Origin of the sequence: Pseudomonas sp. (genome assembly GCF_035497915.1) — a bacterium.
Classification (GTDB): domain Bacteria; phylum Pseudomonadota; class Gammaproteobacteria; order Pseudomonadales; family Pseudomonadaceae; genus Serpens.
On sequence record NZ_DATJCS010000024.1, the window covers coordinates 1 to 16,721 of the forward strand.

Genomic DNA, 16,721 nt, shown 5'->3' on the forward strand with positions numbered 1-16,721 from the left:
CCCTGTAGGAGCGGCTTCAGCCGCGAGGCTCCTGAGCGGTCGCCATCGCGGCTGAAGCCGCTCCTACAAAAAACGGGTGCTACCTTCAGTCTTCCCCGAAGGTGTCCCAGCCGCCCATTTCCTTCCAGCGATTGACGATGCCGCAGAACAGGTCGGCGGTCTTCTCGGTGTCGTAGCGCGCCGAGTGGGCTTCGCGGGCGTCGAAGGGAATGCCGGCGGCCTGGCAGGCCTTGGCCAGCACCGTCTGGCCATAGGCCAGGCCCGCCAGAGTGGCGGTGTCGAAGCTGGAGAAGGGGTGGAACGGGTTGCGCTTGAGGCCGGTACGCAGCACCGCGGCGTTGAGGAAGCCGAGGTCGAAGCTGCTGTTGTGGCCGACCAGCACCGCGCGCTTGCAGCCGTAGGACTTCAGCGACTTGCGCACGCCACGGAAGATGTCGGCCAGCGCCGGCTCCTCCTGGACCGCCATGCGCAGCGGGTGATCCAGCTTGATGCCGGTGAATTCCAGCGCCGCCTGCTCGATGTTGGCGCCCTCGAACGGCTCGATGCGGTGGAAGTAGGTGTGCTCCGGGTAGAGCAGGCCCTGCTCGTCCATGCCGACGATGGTCGCGGCGATTTCCAGCAGCGCGTCGGTCTGGCAGTTGAAGCCACCGGTCTCCACGTCCACCACCACCGGCAGGTAGCCGCGAAAGCGGCGCGCCATGGGGTGACGGGGACCGCTGGAGCGGATTTCCAGTTCGTCGTCTTCGTACAGCTCTTCGCTCACGCGCGTTCCTCCAGTACCCGCCAGCGCAGGGTTTCGCCAGCACGCAGCGGCATCAGGCGGTGGTCGCCGAACGGCAGTTCGGCTGGTGCTTGCCAGTCTTCGCGCACCAGGGTGATGCGGTCGGTGTTGCGCGGCAGGCCGTAGAAGTCCGGGCCGAACTGGCTGGCGAAGCCTTCCAGCTTGTCCAGCGCGTTGCGCGACTCGAACGCCTCGGCATACAGCTCGATGGCGGCGTAGGCGGTGTAGCAACCGGCGCAACCGCAGGTGGTTTCCTTGGTGTGGCGGGCGTGCGGCGCCGAATCGGTGCCCAGGAAGAACTTCGGGTTGCCGCTGGTGGCGGCATCCAGCAGGGCTTCCTGGTGGGTGTTGCGCTTGAGGATCGGCAGGCAATAGAAGTGCGGGCGGATGCCGCCAACCAGCATGTGGTTGCGGTTGTACAGCAGGTGGTGCGCGGTGAGGGTGGCGGCGACGTTGGCCGAGGCCTCGCGCACGAACTGCGCGGCGTCGGCGGTGGTGATGTGCTCGAACACCACCTTCAAGGTCGGGAAGCGCTCGACCACGCGAACCAGGTGCTCGTCGATGAAGGCCTTCTCGCGATCGAACACGTCGATCTCGCCGCGGGTCACCTCGCCGTGCACCAGCAGCGGCAGGCCGACCTCGGCCATGGCTTCCAGTACCGGGAAGATGCTGTCGATGCGGGTGACGCCGGAGTCCGAATTGGTGGTGGCGCCGGCCGGATACAGCTTGGCGGCGTGCACGAAGCCGCTGGCCTTGGCCTGGCGGATGTCCTCGGCGCTGGTGTTGTCGGTGAGGTACAGCACCATCAGCGGTTCGAAGCGGCTGCCGGCCGGGCGGGCGGCGAGGATGCGCTGGCGATAGGCGTCGGCCTCGCCGGCGTTGCGTACCGGCGGCACCAGGTTGGGCATGACGATGGCGCGGCCGAAGGTGCGCGCGGCATCGGCCACGGTCTGGGCCAGGGCGGCACCGTCGCGCAGGTGGATATGCCAGTCGTCGGGACGCAGCAGGGTGAGGCGGTCGGTCATGAAGAGGATCCGGGCGATGAAACGTGCGCGAATCCTACCGGAAAATGCGCCCGCCGGCTGCCCGACGAGACGATGAACCTCACTGGATGGGCGGCGTTACGCAGGTTTCGGCCTGTGGCGTTCTGTGAGACGCCGCACATGACGCCCCTCAAGTTTTCGCCAGACGATCCGATATGCCATTGGAACGCCGTAATTCCCTGGAGCCCTCCCATCGTGCGCCTGCAGTATGCCGCTCTGCTCAGTCTGTTCGTCAGCCTGCCGTCAGTCGCTCTGACCTTCCAGCCGCGCCTGGAACATGCGGAGTGGCAGGCCGAGGGCGATCAGTTCGAGTGCCGCCTGATCCAGCCGATCAAGACCTTCGGCGGCGTCGGGCAGTTCGTGCGCCGCGCCGGCGAGCAGCCGACCTTCCAGCTGATCAGCCGCGAACGCTGGCTGGGCACCGGTGCCGCGACCCTGGTGGTGGGTGCCGCGCCCTGGCGTCCGGAACACCGCGACATGCCACTGGGCCAGGTGAAGATCGCCAACGATGAGGTGCTGCTCAAGAGCGACAACCAGCAGGCCGCGCGCCTGCTCACCGGGCTGATGGAAGGGCGCTCGCCGTTGGTGCGCCATCGCACTCGGCAGACCAACGAATACATGGAAGTGCGCCTGCTGCCGGCGCGCTTCGGCCAGGCCTTTCGTGAGTTCCAGCAGTGCACCACGCAGTTGCTGCCGGTCAACTTCGACCAGGTCAGGTACCTGCAGCTGAGCTTCGCCAACAGCGGCATCGACCTGGGCGACGCCGCCCGCCGGGAGCTGGATCGCGTGCTGCTGCTGCTCAAGGCCGATCCGACCATCAACAGCATCCGTCTGGAAGGCCACTCCGACAACACCGGCAACCGCCTGACCAACCGTGACCTGTCGCGCCGCCGGGCGATGGCAGTGGCCGCCTACCTGAAGGAAAAGGGCATTCCCGAGGGGCAGATCAGCATCCGCTTCCACGGCGAGCGCTATCCGCTGGTGCCCAACAGCAGCGAGGCCAATCGCGGCAAGAACCGCCGGGTCACCCTGTACCTGGATCGCCTGCCCGAAGCGGAAGCGGAGCAGGAGCGCCTGGCACGCAGCAACGCCGCCCAGCCGGCCTGAGGTACGGCCATCGCGGGCCGCCGAGGCCATTGCGGGCCTGTCATTTGCGGCGCGTCATCAGTAGAATTGCGGGCTTTCCCGTACTACCCGTGGAGCTGATGGCATGTCGGACGTTAAGAAGGTGGTTCTGGCCTATTCCGGTGGCCTGGACACCTCGGTGATTCTCAAGTGGCTGCAAGACACCTACAACTGCGAAGTGGTGACCTTCACCGCTGACCTGGGCCAGGGCGAGGAAGTCGAGCCGGCCCGCGCCAAGGCCAAGGCCATGGGCGTCAAGGAAATCTACATCGACGACCTGCGCGAAGAATTCGTCCGCGACTTCGTGTTCCCGATGTTCCGCGCCAACACCATCTACGAAGGCGAATACCTGCTGGGCACCTCCATCGCCCGTCCGCTGATCGCCAAGCGTCTGATCGAGATCGCCAACGAAACCGGCGCCGACGCCATCTCCCACGGCGCCACCGGCAAGGGCAACGACCAGGTGCGCTTCGAGCTGGGCGCCTACGCCCTCAAGCCGGGCGTGAAGGTGATCGCTCCCTGGCGCGAGTGGGACCTGACTTCCCGCGAGACCCTGATGGCCTACGCCCAGAAGGCCAATATCCCGGTCGATTTCGCCAAGGCCGGCAAGAAGTCCCCGTACTCCATGGACGCCAACCTGCTGCACATCTCCTATGAAGGCGGCGTGCTGGAAGACACCTGGACCGAGCACGAGGAAGACATGTGGCGCTGGTCGGTCAGCCCTGAAAAGGCCCCCGACACCCCCACCTACATCGAGCTGACCTACCGCAAGGGCGACATCGTGGCCATCGACGGCGTCGAGATGACGCCGGCCACCGTGCTGACCAAGCTGAACGAAATCGGCGGCGCCAACGGCATCGGTCGTCTGGATATCGTGGAAAACCGCTATGTGGGCATGAAGTCCCGCGGCTGCTACGAAACGCCCGGCGGCACCATCATGATGAAGGCCCACCGCGCCATCGAGTCGATCACCCTGGATCGCGAAGTGGCCCACCTGAAGGACGAGCTGATGCCGCGCTACGCCAGCCTGATCTACAACGGCTACTGGTGGAGCCCGGAGCGGCAGATGCTGCAGACCATGATCGACGCCTCCCAGGAACACGTGAACGGCGTGGTGCGCCTGAAGCTGTACAAGGGCAACGTCATCGTCACCGGCCGCAAGTCCGACGACAGCCTGTTCGACACCCGCATCTCCACCTTCGAGGACGATGCCGGCGCCTACGACCAGGCCGACGCCGGTGGCTTCATCAAGCTGAACGCCCTGCGCATGCGCATCGCCGCCAACAAGGGCCGCTCGCCGCTGTAAGCGACAAGCGCCCTGCGGTACCCGAAACGCCCCCGTTGCCTCGTGCACGGGGGCGTTTTCATTGGGGGAGCGGACGTGTCCGCAAGCTTTCCAACGGCGTGTCCCCAGCGCTGTCCTGCATGCTAGCTAAATGCTATGTTGCCGGCCTTCACTGATTCAGGAGGTGTGGTGTGAAAAGGAGCTGGCTGGTATCCGTCGTTGTATTGGGCGCGCTGTGGTCATCGGGGTGCGCCACGGAAAGTTCCCGGGCCTTGCCCGTGGCCCAGGTCGCCACGGCTAATCAGGTCTACACCGGGCCGCGCACGCCCGTCGCGGTGGGCAAGTTCGACAACCGCTCCAGCTACCTGCGCGGCATCTTCTCCGATGGCGTCGACCGCCTGGGCAGCCAGGCCAAGACCCTGCTGATCACCCACCTGCAGCAATCCAATCGCTTCAACGTGCTGGAACGCGACAACCTGGCCGAACTGAGCCAGGAAGCCGGCTTCAAGAAGCAGGCGCAGCGCATCAAGGGTGCCGACTATGTGGTGACCGGCGACGTCAGCGAGTTCGGCCGCAAGGAAGTCGGCGACCACCAGCTGTTCGGCCTGCTCGGCCGCGGCAAGAAGCAGATTGCCTACGCCAAGGTCAGCCTCAACGTGGTGAACATCGCCACCTCCGAGGTGGTGTATTCCAGCCAGGGCGCCGGCGAGTACCAGCTGTCCAACCGCGAGATCATCGGCTTCGGCGGCACCGCCAGCTACGACTCGACCCTTAACGGCAAGGTATTGGACCTGGCGCTGCGTGAAGCGGTGCAGGGCCTGGTGACGGCCATCGACCAGGGCGCCTGGCGTCCCTGAGCCCGCACAGGATCTGCATGAAGAAGCACATTGGAATCCTGTGTTCCTGCGGGTTGCTGCTGGTGCTGGCCGGCTGCGTCAGCCAGCCCAGGACCCTGTACGGCTGGGAAGAGTACCAGCCGCAGCTGTACAGCTACCTGAAGGGCGAGGGCAGCTACGAGGAACAGATCGCCGCCCTGGAAGAGGGCCTGCAGAAGATGCGCGCCCGCGGCCAGACGCCGGCCCCTGGCTACCACGCCCAGCTGGGTCTGCTGTACGCGCAGCTCGGCCGTAGTGATCAGGTCGTGCAGCAGTTCACCAGCGAGGCGGAGCTGTTCCCCGAGTCGCGGCCGTTCATGGACTTCCTGCTCAAGCAGCGCAACGTCACGGAGGTCAAGCCATGACCTGGATGAAATCGCTGGCGCTGCTGGCTGCGGCCGCGCTGCTCGCCGGCTGCGCCAATCAGGGTACGCAATCCGCTTACGACTACTCCGCGCTGCGCGAGAGTCGTCCGGCGTCGATCCTGGTGCTGCCGCCGCTCAATGAAACACCGGAAGTCATCGCGCCGGCGGCCATGCTGGCGCAGATGACCGGGCCGCTGGCGGAGTCGGGCTACTACGTGATTCCGGTCGGGGTCATGGCGGAAACCTTCCGCCAGAACGGCCTGGACCAGGCGGCGGACATCCACCAGGTCAGCCCGGCCCGGCTGCGGGAAATCTTCGGTGCGGATGCGGCGCTGTACACCACGGTGGAAGAGTACGGCGCCAGCTACCGGGTGGTCGGCAGCGTGGTGGCGGTGCGCGCGCGATCGCAACTGGTCGACCTGCGTACCGGCAAGGTGCTGTGGAGCGGAGCCGGCGCAGCGGTCAAGCAGAGCAACAACAACGGCGGCGGGCTGATCGGCCTGCTGATCAGTGCGGCCATCGAGCAGATCGCCAACAGCCTGTCGGATGCGGCGTTCCCGGTGGCCGGCGCGGCCAGCTATCAGATGCTGGCGGCCGGGCGTAACGGCGGCCTGCTGTTCGGACCCCGCTCGCCCCATTACCAGCCCGAATAGCGGCGTCGCCCGTTCGCCGCATACGGCGGCCCGACGCGGCTGTTAGACTAGCGCTACCCGTAGCCCCGGCCACCCCCGGGGCTCGTCATTTCTCAGGAGAAAGCCTGCCATGAGACTGCTTCACACCATGCTGCGCGTCGGCGATATGGACAAATCCATCGCCTTCTATACCGAAGTGCTGGGCATGACCCTGCTGCGTCGCAAGGACTACCCGGATGGCCAATTCACCCTGGCGTTCGTCGGCTACGGCAACGAGGCCGAGAACAGCGTCATCGAGCTGACCTACAACTGGGGTGTCGACCAGTACGAGCTGGGCACCGGCTACGGCCACATCGCCCTGGAAGTGGAAGATGTCTACAAGGCCTGCGAGGACATCCGCGCCCGTGGCGGCCGCATCACCCGCGAACCGGGCCCGATGAAGCACGGTTCCAGCATCCTGGCCTTCGTCGAAGACCCGGACGGCTACAAGATCGAATTGCTCTCCCCCGAGCGCAAGGACTGATCGCACGCGCCGGGCGCGCCCCGGCCTTCAACCGCAGTAAAGAGGAATACCCGTGTTTGCCGATTTCGCCCTGCACGAACGCCTGCTCAAGGCTGTCGCCGAGCTGAACTTCACCGAGCCGACCCCCGTGCAGCGCGAGGCCATCCCGCCGGCGCTGGCCGGCAAGGATCTGCGCGTCATTGCCCAGACCGGCAGCGGCAAGACCGCTGCCTTCGCGCTGCCGCTGCTCAATCGCCTGATCGGCGATGCCGAGCCGCGTGTGCGCGTGCGCGCGCTGATCCTGCTGCCAACCCGCGAGCTGGCCCAGCAGACGCTGAAGGAAATGGAGAAGTTCTCCCGCTACACCTTCATCAAGTCGATGCTGATCACCGGCGGCGAGGGCTTCAAGGAACAGGCGGCGGCGCTGCGCAAGACGCCGGACATCCTGATCGGCACTCCGGGGCGGCTGATCGAACATCTGGATGCCGGCAACCTGCGCCTGGACGAGGTGGAAGTGCTGGTGCTCGACGAAGCCGACCGCATGCTCGACATGGGCTTCGCCGAGGCCATGGAGCGCCTGACCGGCGCCTGCGCCAACCGCCAGCAGACCCTGCTGTTCTCCGCCACCACGGGCGGCGCGGCCATGCGCGAAGTGATCGGCAGCGTGCTCAAGGAGCCGCTGCACCTGATGCTCAACCGGGTCAGCGAGCTGAACGAGAACACCCGTCAGCAGATCATCACCGCCGACGACGTGGCCCACAAGGAACGCCTGCTGCACTGGCTGCTGGCCAACGAGACCTACCAGAAGGCGATCGTCTTCACCAACACCCGCGCCCAGGCCGACCGCATCTATGGTCGCCTGGTCGCCGAAGGCGTGAAGGCCTTTATCCTGCACGGCGACAAGGAGCACGCCGAGCGCAAGCAGGCCATCGAGCGCCTCAAGCAGGGCGGCAACAAGGTGCTGGTGGCCACCGACGTGGCGGCCCGCGGCCTGGATGTGGAAGGTCTGGATCTGGTGATCAACTTCGACATGCCGCGCTCGGGCGACGAGTACGTGCACCGCATCGGCCGCACCGGGCGGGCCGGCGGCGAGGGGCTGGCCATTTCGCTGATCTGCCACTTCGACTGGAACCTGATGTCCAGCGTCGAGCGCTACCTGAAGCAGCGCTTCGAGCGCCGCGTGATCAAGGAGCTGAAGGGCAGCTACCAGGGGCCGAAGAACGTCAAGGCGTCCGGCAAGGCCGTCGGCGTCAAGAAGAAAAAGACCGACAAGGACGGCAAGGGCACCAAGAAAACGGCTGCGAAGAAGCCGGCCGCCAAGCGCAAGCCGTCGGGGCTGGTCAGCGCGGACGGCATGGCGCCGCTGAAGCGGCGCACGACCGAGGGCTGACGGGGCTCCCCCTCTCCCCAGCCCTCTCCCGCCAGGGGAGAGGGGGGGTTTCGCGCGGTCGCCAGGGTCGGGCACAAATTTCCCTCTCCCCTGGCGGGAGAGGGGCTAGGGGAGAGGGGGGAAGGGCACTCACTATTGTCAAAGCCACCCCCGGAAACAAAAAAAGGGCCGCTTTCGCGACCCTTTTTTCATCTGTCTGGTAGGCACAATTGGACTCGAACCAACGACCCCCACCATGTCAAGGTGGTGCTCTAACCAACTGAGCTATGTGCCTTCAAGGCCGCGCATTCTACGCAAATGACGCGGCTTGTCAAAGGTCGTTTCTATTCCACTTTCTCGGTGGCTTTCTCAACCTCGTCCATGCGCTGTTCATAGCGGATGCACTCATCCTGCAGGCCCTGCTCGGTGCGTGGCAGGGTATCTTCGCGGCGCTTCAGTTCCATCTCGCTGAGCTCCTCATGAATCTGCTGCGCCTTCTGCGGATCGCCGCCGGTGGATTCGTGGATTTCCTCAGCCAGGTCGCCGGCCCGTTCGCGGGTGTCGCGGGGTGTGCACTCGCGCTCCTCGGCCCAGGTGGGTCCGCCCAGGCCCAGCAAGATGATGGTTGTCAGTGCTGCAATGCGTTTCATGGCGATTCCCTCCGTACTTCCAGGTGGTGCCTTCGCAGTGGAGTACCCCGGTGTTCAGGCGTTCGTAACGGGCGACGGGCGTTCCTACGCGCTGCGCAGGAAATGCACACTGAACAGCCGCTCGGCATCCATCCACAGCGCCTGGCCCTGGAAGCCGGCGCGCTCGGCCAGGCGCAGGAAGCCCTCGGGGCTGTACTTGTAGGAATTCTCGGTATGCAGGCCTTCGCCGGGCGCGAAGCTGAAGGTACGGCCCTCGATGCGCACCTGCTGCGCCAGTGGGCTGACCAGGTGCATCTCGATGCGCGATTCGAGCGGGTTGAAGAACGCCCGGTGGCGGAAGCGGCGCGGCTGGATATCGCTGTCCAGCTCACGGCGGATGCGCTCCAGCAGGTTGAGGTTGAAGGCGGCGGTGACGCCGGCGCGGTCGTTGTACGCTGCTTCCAGCCGGTCCCGGTCCTTGAGTAGGTCGACGCCGATCAGCAGGCCGCTGCCGCCCGGCAGCAGCCGGCGCAGGTGGCGCAGGAAGTCCAGCGCCTGGGCGGGTTCGAAGTTGCCGATGCTCGAGCCGGGAAAGAACGCCAGCGGCCGCGCGCGCATGAACGCCTGGGGCAGGCGCAGCGGGCGGCAGAAATCGGCGCAGGCGGCATGCACCTCCAGCCAGGGATAGTCGGCGGCCAGCCGGCGGGTACTGTCGATGAGGAATTCGCGGCTGATGTCGATGCCCAGGTAGCGACTCGGCTGCAGGGTTTCCAGCAGCAGGCGTACCTTGCGGCTGGCGCCGCTGCCCAGTTCCAGCAGCGGCGCCTCCGGCCCGGCCAGGCGGGCGATCTCGTCGCAGGCCTCGGCCAGGATGGCCTCCTCGGTGCGGGTCGGGTAGTACTCGGGCTGCTCGCAGATCTGCTCGAACAGCCGCGAGCCCACGGCATCGTAGAAGTGCTTGGGCGAGGTCTGCTTGGGGCTGGCCGCAAAGCCGGCCAGGATGTCATCGCCCAGGCTGGCGCTGCGCGGGTGATGGTCGTGGTAGCGCACGGTGGCGGTTGCGGTCATGCGGTTTCGTCCCGGGCCAGGCGCAGGCCGCTGAAGGCCCAACGCATGTGTGGATAGAAGAAGTTGCGGTAGCTGGCGCGCAGGTGCTCCGGCGGGGTGATGCAACAGCCGCCGCGCAGCACCTGCTGGCCGCACATGAACTTGCCGTTGTATTCGCCGAGGCTTCCGGGCAGCGGCCGGAAGCCGGGGTAGGGCAGGAAGGCGCTGGACGTCCATTCCCAAACATCGCCGAACAGCTGCGCCGGCTGGGTGCCGGGCACACTCGGCGAGGGCTGCGGGCGCAGCAGGCCGGCGTCGAGGAAATGCCCGGCCACCGGCAGCGCCTGGGCCGCGCATTCCCACTCCGCCTCGCTGGGCAGGCGCGCGTCGGCCCAGCGTGCGTAGGCATCGGCCTCGAAGAAGCTCAGGTGGCAGACCGGCGCGGCCAGGTTCAGGGGCTGCAGTCCGGCGAGGCTGAATTCCAGCCAGCCGCGCTCCTCGTCGTGCCGCCAGTACAGCGGCGCCTGCCAGTTCGCCTGGCGCAGCGTCGCCCAGCCGTCGGAGAGCCACAGCTCGCTGCGGCTGTAGCCGCCGTCCAGCAGGAAGGCCAGGTAGTCGGCGTTGCTCACCGGGCGACTGGCCAGGCCGAAAGGCTCCAGCCAGACCCGATGGCACGGACGTTCGCAGTCGAAGGCAAAACCGTCGCCGGCGTGGCCGATCTCCACCAGCCCGCCGGGATGGCTGTGCCAGCGCAGCGGCGCGGGCGGTTGCCCGGAGAGGGCCGGCAAATCATCCCGGTAGGCCGGCGCCAGCGGATTGAGAGAAAAGTTGTAGAGCAGGTCCATGAGCAGCAGCTCCTGGTGCTGCTGCTCGTGCTGCAGGCCCAGCTCCAGGCGCTGGCACAGGGTTTCGAGCTTGTCCGGCGGCGGCTGGTCGAGCAGCTCCTCCATCGCCAGGTTGACCACCCGGCGCCAGTTGAGCACCTCGGCCACCGTGGGCCGCGACAGCAACCCGCGCTGCGGGCGCGGGAACGGCTGGCCGTGGGTCAGGTAATAGGAATTGAACAGCAGGTCGTAACGCGGGTCCGGTGTGCGGTAGCCGGACTGATAGGGCAGCAGCAGGAAGGCCTCGAAGAACCAGGTGGTATGCGCCAGGTGCCATTTCGGCGGGCTGGCATCGGGCATGCCCTGGATGCCGTAGTCCTCGATGGCCAGCGGCGCGCACAGCGCCTCGCTGGTGGCGCGCACCTGGCGAAAGCGCTCGCGCAGGCTTTGCAGCACCGCGCCGGGATCGTTCTGTGAGTGAAGCGCCTGAGCCGGCATGGTCTCTCCGTAAACCGTGAACCCAGGGAAAACGACCGGGAGATGGCCAGCAAAGTTCGTCCGGGCTGGCTGACCGGCGCCGGGCCCGCTGGCGCCAGTCCTGTAGGAGGGGCTTCAGCCCCGATGCTTTTATGTGCAGGTCATGCTGGGCGGCTCGCGACTGAAGTCGCTCCTACAGGTTGGGCGCCGGGCCGAGGGCTTCAGCCGCGATGCTTTTGTGCCGGCCGATAGCAGACGTTCCCTCGCCGGCCGGCTTGCGTGTTGCTCGGCGCGGGCCCAGCATAGGGCCCCGGTTTTTCGCTGTTCCCAAGGATTCCTTCCCATGTCCACCGACGCTACGGTCGCGCCCGTCAAGCGCGCCGAGCAGGCGCGCGGCGACGTTGCCGTGATTCGCGACCTGCTGCCCTACCTCAAGCCCTACATCGGCCGCATCCTGCTGGCGCTGGGCCTGGTGTTCGCCGCCAAGCTGCTCAACCTGCTGGTGCCGTTCGTCCTCAAGTACATCGTCGACGACCTCAACGTCGAACCCAGCTTGCTGCTGTTGCCGGTCGGCCTGCTGCTCGCCTACGGCGCCTCGCGCATCGGCGTCACGCTGTTCACCGAGCTGCGCCAGGTGGTGTTCGCCCGGGTCATGGCGCGCACTTCGCGGCAGGTGACGCTGCAGGTGTTCCGTCACCTGCACGCGCTGAGCCTGAAGTTCCACCTGGGCCGGCGCACCGGCGGGGTGGCCCGCGATGTGGAGCGCGGCGGTTCGGCGATCGCCGACCTGCTGGACTGGACGCTGTATTCGATCATCCCGATCCTGCTGGAAGTGCTGCTGGTCACCGTGGTGCTGGTCTGGGTCTATGACTGGCGCTTCGCCGCCGTGACCCTGGCCACACTGGTGGCCTACGCGGTGTGGACCTTCGGCGTTACCGAATGGCGCACCCGCTACTACCGCGCCTCGGTGGAGGCCGATACCCGTGCCAACGAGCGCGCGGTGGATTCGCTGCTCAACTACGAGACGGTCAAGTACTTCAACAACGAGGCCCACGAGGCGGCGCGTTACGACGAGAACCTGCGCACCCTGGAAGAAACCAAGGTCAAGGCCACCACCAGCCTGGCGGTGCTCAACCTGGGGCAGGCGGCGATCGTTTCCATCGGCGTCACCGCGATGATGTGGCTGGCCGCCGCCGGCGTGGTGGCCGGCGAGATGACGGTCGGTGACCTGGTGCTGGTCAACACCTACCTGCTGCAGCTGTCCGCGCCGCTGTTCCTGCTCGGCATGATGTACCGCGAGGTGAAGCAGGCGCTGACCAACATGGAGCGTCTGTTCGGCCTGCTCGACGAGCGCCAGGACGTGCAGGACGCGCCGGATGCCGTGGCGCTGGACAGCCGCCGGCCCACCGTGCGCTTCGAAAGCGTGCGCTTCTGCTACGACCCGCGCCGGGAGATCCTGCATGGCGTGGACTTCGAGATTCCCGCCGGCGGCACCGTGGCGGTGGTCGGCCATTCCGGCTCGGGCAAATCCACCCTGGCGCGCCTGCTGTACCGCTTCTATGACGTCGGCGAGGGGCGCATCACCATCGACGGCCACGACCTGCGCCAGCTGACCCAGGCCTCGCTGCGCGGCGCCATCGGCATCGTTCCGCAGGACACGGTGCTGTTCAACGACAGCATCTACTACAACATCCGCTACGGCCGCCCCGAGGCGACGCGGGAAGAGGTCGAGGCCGCGGCCCGCGCCGCGCACATCCACCGCTTCATCGAAAGCCTGCCGGACGGTTATGAGACCCCGGTGGGCGAGCGCGGCCTGAAGCTCTCCGGTGGCGAGAAGCAGCGGGTGGCCATCGCCCGGGCGATCCTCAAGAACCCGAGCATCCTGATCTTCGACGAGGCCACCTCGGCGCTGGATTCCAAGTCCGAACGCGCCATCCAGGCCGAGCTGGACCGCATCCAGGTGGGTCGCACCACGCTGGTGATCGCCCATCGGTTATCCACGGTGATGAACGCCGACCAGATCCTGGTGATGGACGCCGGCCAGGTGGTCGAGCGCGGCAGCCACGCCGAACTGCTGGCCCGCGACGGCCACTACGCGCAGATGTGGCGGCTGCAGCAGAGCGAGAAGGCGAAGGAGGCGGGTAATTAAATGGGCTGTTTCTAACGAAGGATTGCCAACGCAGGTAGTTTTCAACCGTTAGAGGCCGGTGCTGACCCAGGACAGGGTCACCGCCAGCGCCAGGCTGAGCGCGCCGAAACGGGTGAAGAAGCCGTCCACGCGATGGCGCGCGGCGAGCATCAGGGCTTCCTGGAAATTGCCCTCCACCATGCGCAGCTTGAACAGCTGGCGACGCCGCTGGGTGGCGAACAGCAGCCAGGAGCCGGCCAGCGCCACGACCAGGGCCAGGGAATTGAGAACCTGCGCCGGATAGGCGAGGGGAACGCTCCAAAGAGCCTGCAGCGACATCATTGACTCCCGCCTCGGCAAGAACTGTCCCGAGGCTGTGAAAAAAGGCGGGGAATTTTAATCAGGCGGAACGCTGGGTGGGGTGTTTTCCGACCGGCGTAGATCCGGGCCGGCGGAGGGCCGGTCGACCTGTGGGGCCGGGTTTATCCCGGCCGGTGGCGCATCGGTCCGGCTCCGTGGGCCGGGATAACCCGTAGGGTGGACAACGTTGTCCTTGTCCACCAACGCACCTTGCCGGCCGCACTTGGCGGCGCGTTGGTGGATCGGTGAAGCGCGATCCACCCTACGTCTACAGGGGCTCCGGCGTTACTCCGCCAGCATCTGCCCGATGGTCGGGTCCTTGAACAGGCGGGTCAGGGCGTCGCTTAGTACGTCGCTGACCAGGCGGGTGTTGGTTTCCTGGTTCGGCGCCATGCCGAAGCGCTGGTTCAGGGTGGCGGTGTAGCGACCGGTGTAGCGGCGTCCGCTGTTCTGCACCTCGGCCTGCATCACGGCGGCGATGTCCGCTTCGGTGACGTACACACCTTCCTTGGGCGACTGGTACTTCAGCTCGGCCAGGGTCACGGTCAGGCGCGGCACGTCACGGGCATCCGGCGTCGGGGTAAAGCCCAGCAGGCGCACGGCGGCCTCGGTCTGGGCCTGCAGCTGCGGCAGGATGTTGGCGCTGGGCACGCTGATGGCGCTGGTTTCGGCGTACAGGCCGCCACGGGTGCCCAGGTCCGGCGAGGCGCGCCCGTCGGCGACGTGCACCACCACCGGTTGACCCTGGCCGATGGCGGCCAGTTCGGTCTTCAGCTTCGGTTGCGGGCTCAGTTGCTGCGGGCTCAGTGCGCAGCCGGTCAGGGCCAGGCTGACAACAGCGCAAAGCACCAGCGGAAAACGCTTCGACATGGTTTGGCTCTCCATAAGGACTGTTCAGGACACGCGACGGCGTCCGCGGGCGGGCAGTATACGCAAAGCGGTCGCCGGGGTTGCCAGCGCGACGGCGCGACCCGCGCGCTGCCCATGCGCCAATGGTCGGATGCCCGCTGCGGCGGGTTGCCGGCATACTGGTCGGCGGGGTGAGAAAGTAGGCGCAAACGGCCCCCGCTTTTCGAAATCCATCGGTATAATCCCCGCCCAAATTATAAAGGTCGCCTCCTGAACAGGCCTGCCCACCGGCATGTGCCCAGGCAGAGAGGCGCCCGCTAGAGCTGCCCTAATGCCCGTCACGCTGACGTCTGTTCAGCGGCTGAAGTACGCGCATCCTCTGGATCGTGGCGTTGCAGTCATTGGCGAGGAAGTGTGTGTCTGCGGCAGCCGACCTTGAGGTTCACGTCTCCAAAAGAGCGTGAGAAGACGGTTTTTCACTACTTCACGAGAGTGTGGCGAGCAAAAAATGAAGACTCTGGCATTGGTACACCTGCCAAACGACCCGGATATGTACACCTGACGCGCGACCAGTCGGTCGCCGGGACCCGGCCTCCCTCCCGGTCCTACTCTCTCGGGCACGCCGCCCCCTGTCAGGTTTCGGGATTTCCTCTGCGATTCTCCCCCGACCCTGATTGCGCTTTGCGCCAGGAGCGTCTGCCGTTGAACCTAGGTGTTGCAGATTTGGAGACACGTTAATGGCGAACAACGAACACGAAGCTCTGGATGTGGTACTGGTCGGCGCGGGCATCATGAGTGCCACGCTGGCGGTCCTGCTCAAGGAGCTCGATCCTGGATTGAAGCTGGAAATCGTCGAGCAGATGCCTTCCGGCGCGGTGGAAAGTTCCAACCCCTGGAACAACGCCGGTACCGGCCACGCCGGCCTGTGCGAACTGAACTACACCCCGCAGGCCGCCGACGGCTCCGTGGACATCAAGAAGGCCGTGCAGATCAACACCCAGTTCGAGGTGTCGAAGCAATTCTGGTCCTACCTGGTGGACAAGGGCGCGCTGACCGCACCGCGCGAATTCATCAATCCGGTTCCGCACATGAGCTTCGTGCGGGGCGCCAAGGACGTGGCCTTCCTGAAGACCCGCCAGGAGCAGCTCCGTGCCCACCATGCCTTCGAAACCATGGAGTACACCGAGGATCGTGAGCTGATCGGCAAGTGGGCACCGCTGCTGATTCCTGGCCGCGATGCCGATGAGCAGATTGCCGCCACTCGCGTGGAGCGCGGCACCGACGTGAACTTCGGCGCGCTGACCAATGCGCTGCTGGGTTATCTGCAGAGCCTGGATGGTGCGCATGTCGGCTACAACCAGCGCGTCAAGAGCGTCGAGCGCGATGGCGAAGGCTGGTGTGTCACCGTCAAGAACACCGAGGACGGCAGCCAGCGCGAGCTGAAGGCCCGCTTCGTGTTCCTCGGCGCCGGCGGCGGCGCGCTGCCGCTGCTGCAGATGTCCGGCATTCCGGAAAGCAAGGGCTTCGGCGGTTTCCCGGTCAGCGGCCAGTGGCTGCGCTGCGACAACCCCGAGGTGGTGGCCAAGCACCAGGCCAAGGTCTACAGCCAGGCCGAAGTGGGCGCACCGCCGATGTCTGTGCCGCACCTGGACACCCGCGTGGTCGATGGCAAGAAGTCCCTGCTGTTCGGACCCTACGCCGGTTTCTCCACCAAGTTCCTGAAGAACGGCTCGTTCCTCGACCTGCCGCTGTCGATCCGTCCGAGCAACATCGGTCCCATTCTGGCCGTGGCCCGCGACAACATGGATCTGACCCGCTACCTGGTCAAGGAAGTGATGCAATCCATGGAGCAGCGCCTGGATGCCCTGCGCAAGTTCTATCCGGAGCTGGATCCGGCCGACTGGCGCCTGGAAATGGCCGGTCAGCGCGTGCAGATCATCAAGAAGGATCCGAAGAAGGGCGGCATCCTGCAGTTCGGTACCGAGCTGGTGTCCTCCGAGGACGGCAGCATCGCCGCCCTGCTGGGCGCTTCGCCGGGCGCTTCGGTGACCGTGTCGATCATGCTGCAGCTGATCGAGCGCTGCTTCCCCGAGCAGGCGGCCGCCTGGGCGGCCAAGCTGGGCGAAATCTTCCCGGCCCGCGAAACGGTCCTGCAGGAAGACGCCGCGCTGTACCGCGAGGTGACCGCGCGCTGCGACGAGAACCTGCAGCTGCGCAACGACTGATTGCCAGTCGGTTGTACGAAACGCCCCGCCTTGCGCGGGGCGTTTTCGTTTTCACCTCCTGCAAGACTGGCCTGTGCGCGGCAGCCCTGTGGGAGCGAATTCATTCGCGAGCTTCTGAGGGCGCCGCACAAGAGCTCGCGGACAAGTCCGCTCCCACAAGGGCTGAGCTGGTCCTGCGCTGACCCTGTGGGAGCGAATTCATTAG

General features: G+C 66.2%; 16 protein-coding genes and 1 tRNA gene. 9 read left to right on the forward strand and 8 right to left on the reverse strand.

The genetic code is table 11. The features are described 5' to 3' along the window. Positions 1–85: 85 nt before the first annotated feature. Together rnt and pyrC are read right to left on the reverse strand one after the other, a co-directional pair. Entirely contained in the window at positions 86–763 is a 678-nt protein-coding gene (gene rnt / locus VL129_RS07835) for a ribonuclease T (RefSeq protein ID WP_325411783.1), read from the reverse strand. After that, positions 760–1,806 (reverse strand): dihydroorotase, encoded by a 1,047-nt coding sequence (gene pyrC / locus VL129_RS07840; protein ID WP_325411785.1) that lies wholly within the window; start codon positions 1,804–1,806, stop codon positions 760–762. Before pyrC ends, rnt begins: the two co-directional genes overlap by 4 nt. A 213-nt stretch (positions 1,807–2,019) precedes the next feature. Between pyrC and VL129_RS07845 the strand changes: the two genes are divergently transcribed. From VL129_RS07845 to VL129_RS07875, 7 genes are all read left to right on the forward strand, one after another. After that, complete coding sequence (locus tag VL129_RS07845; RefSeq protein WP_414705164.1) at positions 2,020–2,931, forward strand: flagellar protein MotY; 912 nt, start codon at positions 2,020–2,022, stop codon at positions 2,929–2,931. A 103-nt stretch (positions 2,932–3,034) separates the two neighbouring features. After that, positions 3,035–4,255 (forward strand): argininosuccinate synthase, encoded by a 1,221-nt coding sequence (locus VL129_RS07850; protein ID WP_325411787.1) that lies wholly within the window; start codon positions 3,035–3,037, stop codon positions 4,253–4,255. 170 nt (positions 4,256–4,425) lie between these two features. Next, on the forward strand, positions 4,426–5,091 hold the full coding sequence (locus VL129_RS07855; protein WP_325411789.1) for a CsgG/HfaB family protein: 666 nt from the start codon (positions 4,426–4,428) through the stop codon (positions 5,089–5,091). Positions 5,092–5,108: 17 nt separating this feature from the next. Beyond that, a complete protein-coding gene (locus VL129_RS07860; RefSeq protein WP_325411791.1) occupies positions 5,109–5,474 on the forward strand; it encodes a DUF4810 domain-containing protein in 366 nt (121 codons plus the stop codon). After that, a complete protein-coding gene (locus VL129_RS07865) occupies positions 5,471–6,127 on the forward strand; it encodes a DUF799 domain-containing protein (RefSeq protein WP_325411793.1) in 657 nt (218 codons plus the stop codon). Before VL129_RS07860 ends, VL129_RS07865 begins: the two co-directional genes overlap by 4 nt. Positions 6,128–6,236: 109 nt before the next feature. Beyond that, a complete protein-coding gene (gene gloA / locus VL129_RS07870; RefSeq protein ID WP_325411795.1) occupies positions 6,237–6,629 on the forward strand; it encodes a lactoylglutathione lyase in 393 nt (130 codons plus the stop codon). 52 nt (positions 6,630–6,681) lie between these two features. After that, positions 6,682–7,998, forward strand: a complete 1,317-nt coding sequence (locus VL129_RS07875; protein ID WP_325411797.1) for a DEAD/DEAH box helicase — start codon at positions 6,682–6,684, stop codon at positions 7,996–7,998. Positions 7,999–8,195: 197 nt separating this feature from the next. Here VL129_RS07875 and VL129_RS07880 read toward each other — a convergent pair. From VL129_RS07880 to egtB, 4 genes are all read right to left on the reverse strand, one after another. Beyond that, positions 8,196–8,272 (reverse strand) — tRNA-Val (locus VL129_RS07880). 49 nt (positions 8,273–8,321) lie between these two features. Further along, entirely contained in the window at positions 8,322–8,627 is a 306-nt protein-coding gene (locus VL129_RS07885; protein WP_325411799.1) for a hypothetical protein, read from the reverse strand. 84 nt (positions 8,628–8,711) lie between these two features. Next, positions 8,712–9,674, reverse strand: coding sequence for an L-histidine N(alpha)-methyltransferase (gene egtD / locus VL129_RS07890; protein ID WP_325411801.1), 963 nt, complete (start codon positions 9,672–9,674; stop codon positions 8,712–8,714). After that, positions 9,671–10,975, reverse strand: a complete 1,305-nt coding sequence (egtB, locus tag VL129_RS07895) for an ergothioneine biosynthesis protein EgtB (RefSeq protein WP_325411803.1) — start codon at positions 10,973–10,975, stop codon at positions 9,671–9,673. The genes egtD and egtB overlap by 4 nt, the downstream gene beginning before the upstream one ends. A gap of 322 nt (positions 10,976–11,297) precedes the next feature. On the opposite strand from egtB, the gene VL129_RS07900 reads away from it, so the two are divergent. Continuing rightward, positions 11,298–13,103 carry an ABCB family ABC transporter ATP-binding protein/permease gene (locus VL129_RS07900; protein ID WP_325411805.1) on the forward strand — a complete coding sequence of 602 codons (1,806 nt, stop codon included), beginning with the start codon at positions 11,298–11,300 and terminating at the stop codon, positions 13,101–13,103. A 48-nt stretch (positions 13,104–13,151) separates the two neighbouring features. On the opposite strand, the gene VL129_RS07905 is transcribed toward VL129_RS07900, so the two are convergent. Then, the gene (locus tag VL129_RS07905; RefSeq protein ID WP_325411807.1) at positions 13,152–13,421 is read right to left on the reverse strand and encodes a hypothetical protein; all 270 of its coding nucleotides are present in this window, start codon (positions 13,419–13,421) and stop codon (positions 13,152–13,154) included. Positions 13,422–13,727: 306 nt separating this feature from the next. Next, the gene (locus VL129_RS07910) at positions 13,728–14,312 is read right to left on the reverse strand and encodes a YajG family lipoprotein (protein ID WP_325411809.1); all 585 of its coding nucleotides are present in this window, start codon (positions 14,310–14,312) and stop codon (positions 13,728–13,730) included. Between the two features lie 716 nt (positions 14,313–15,028). On the opposite strand from VL129_RS07910, the gene mqo reads away from it, so the two are divergent. After that, positions 15,029–16,516, forward strand: coding sequence for a malate dehydrogenase (quinone) (gene mqo, locus VL129_RS07915; protein WP_325411811.1), 1,488 nt, complete (start codon positions 15,029–15,031; stop codon positions 16,514–16,516). The last annotated feature ends 205 nt before the right edge of the window (positions 16,517–16,721 follow it).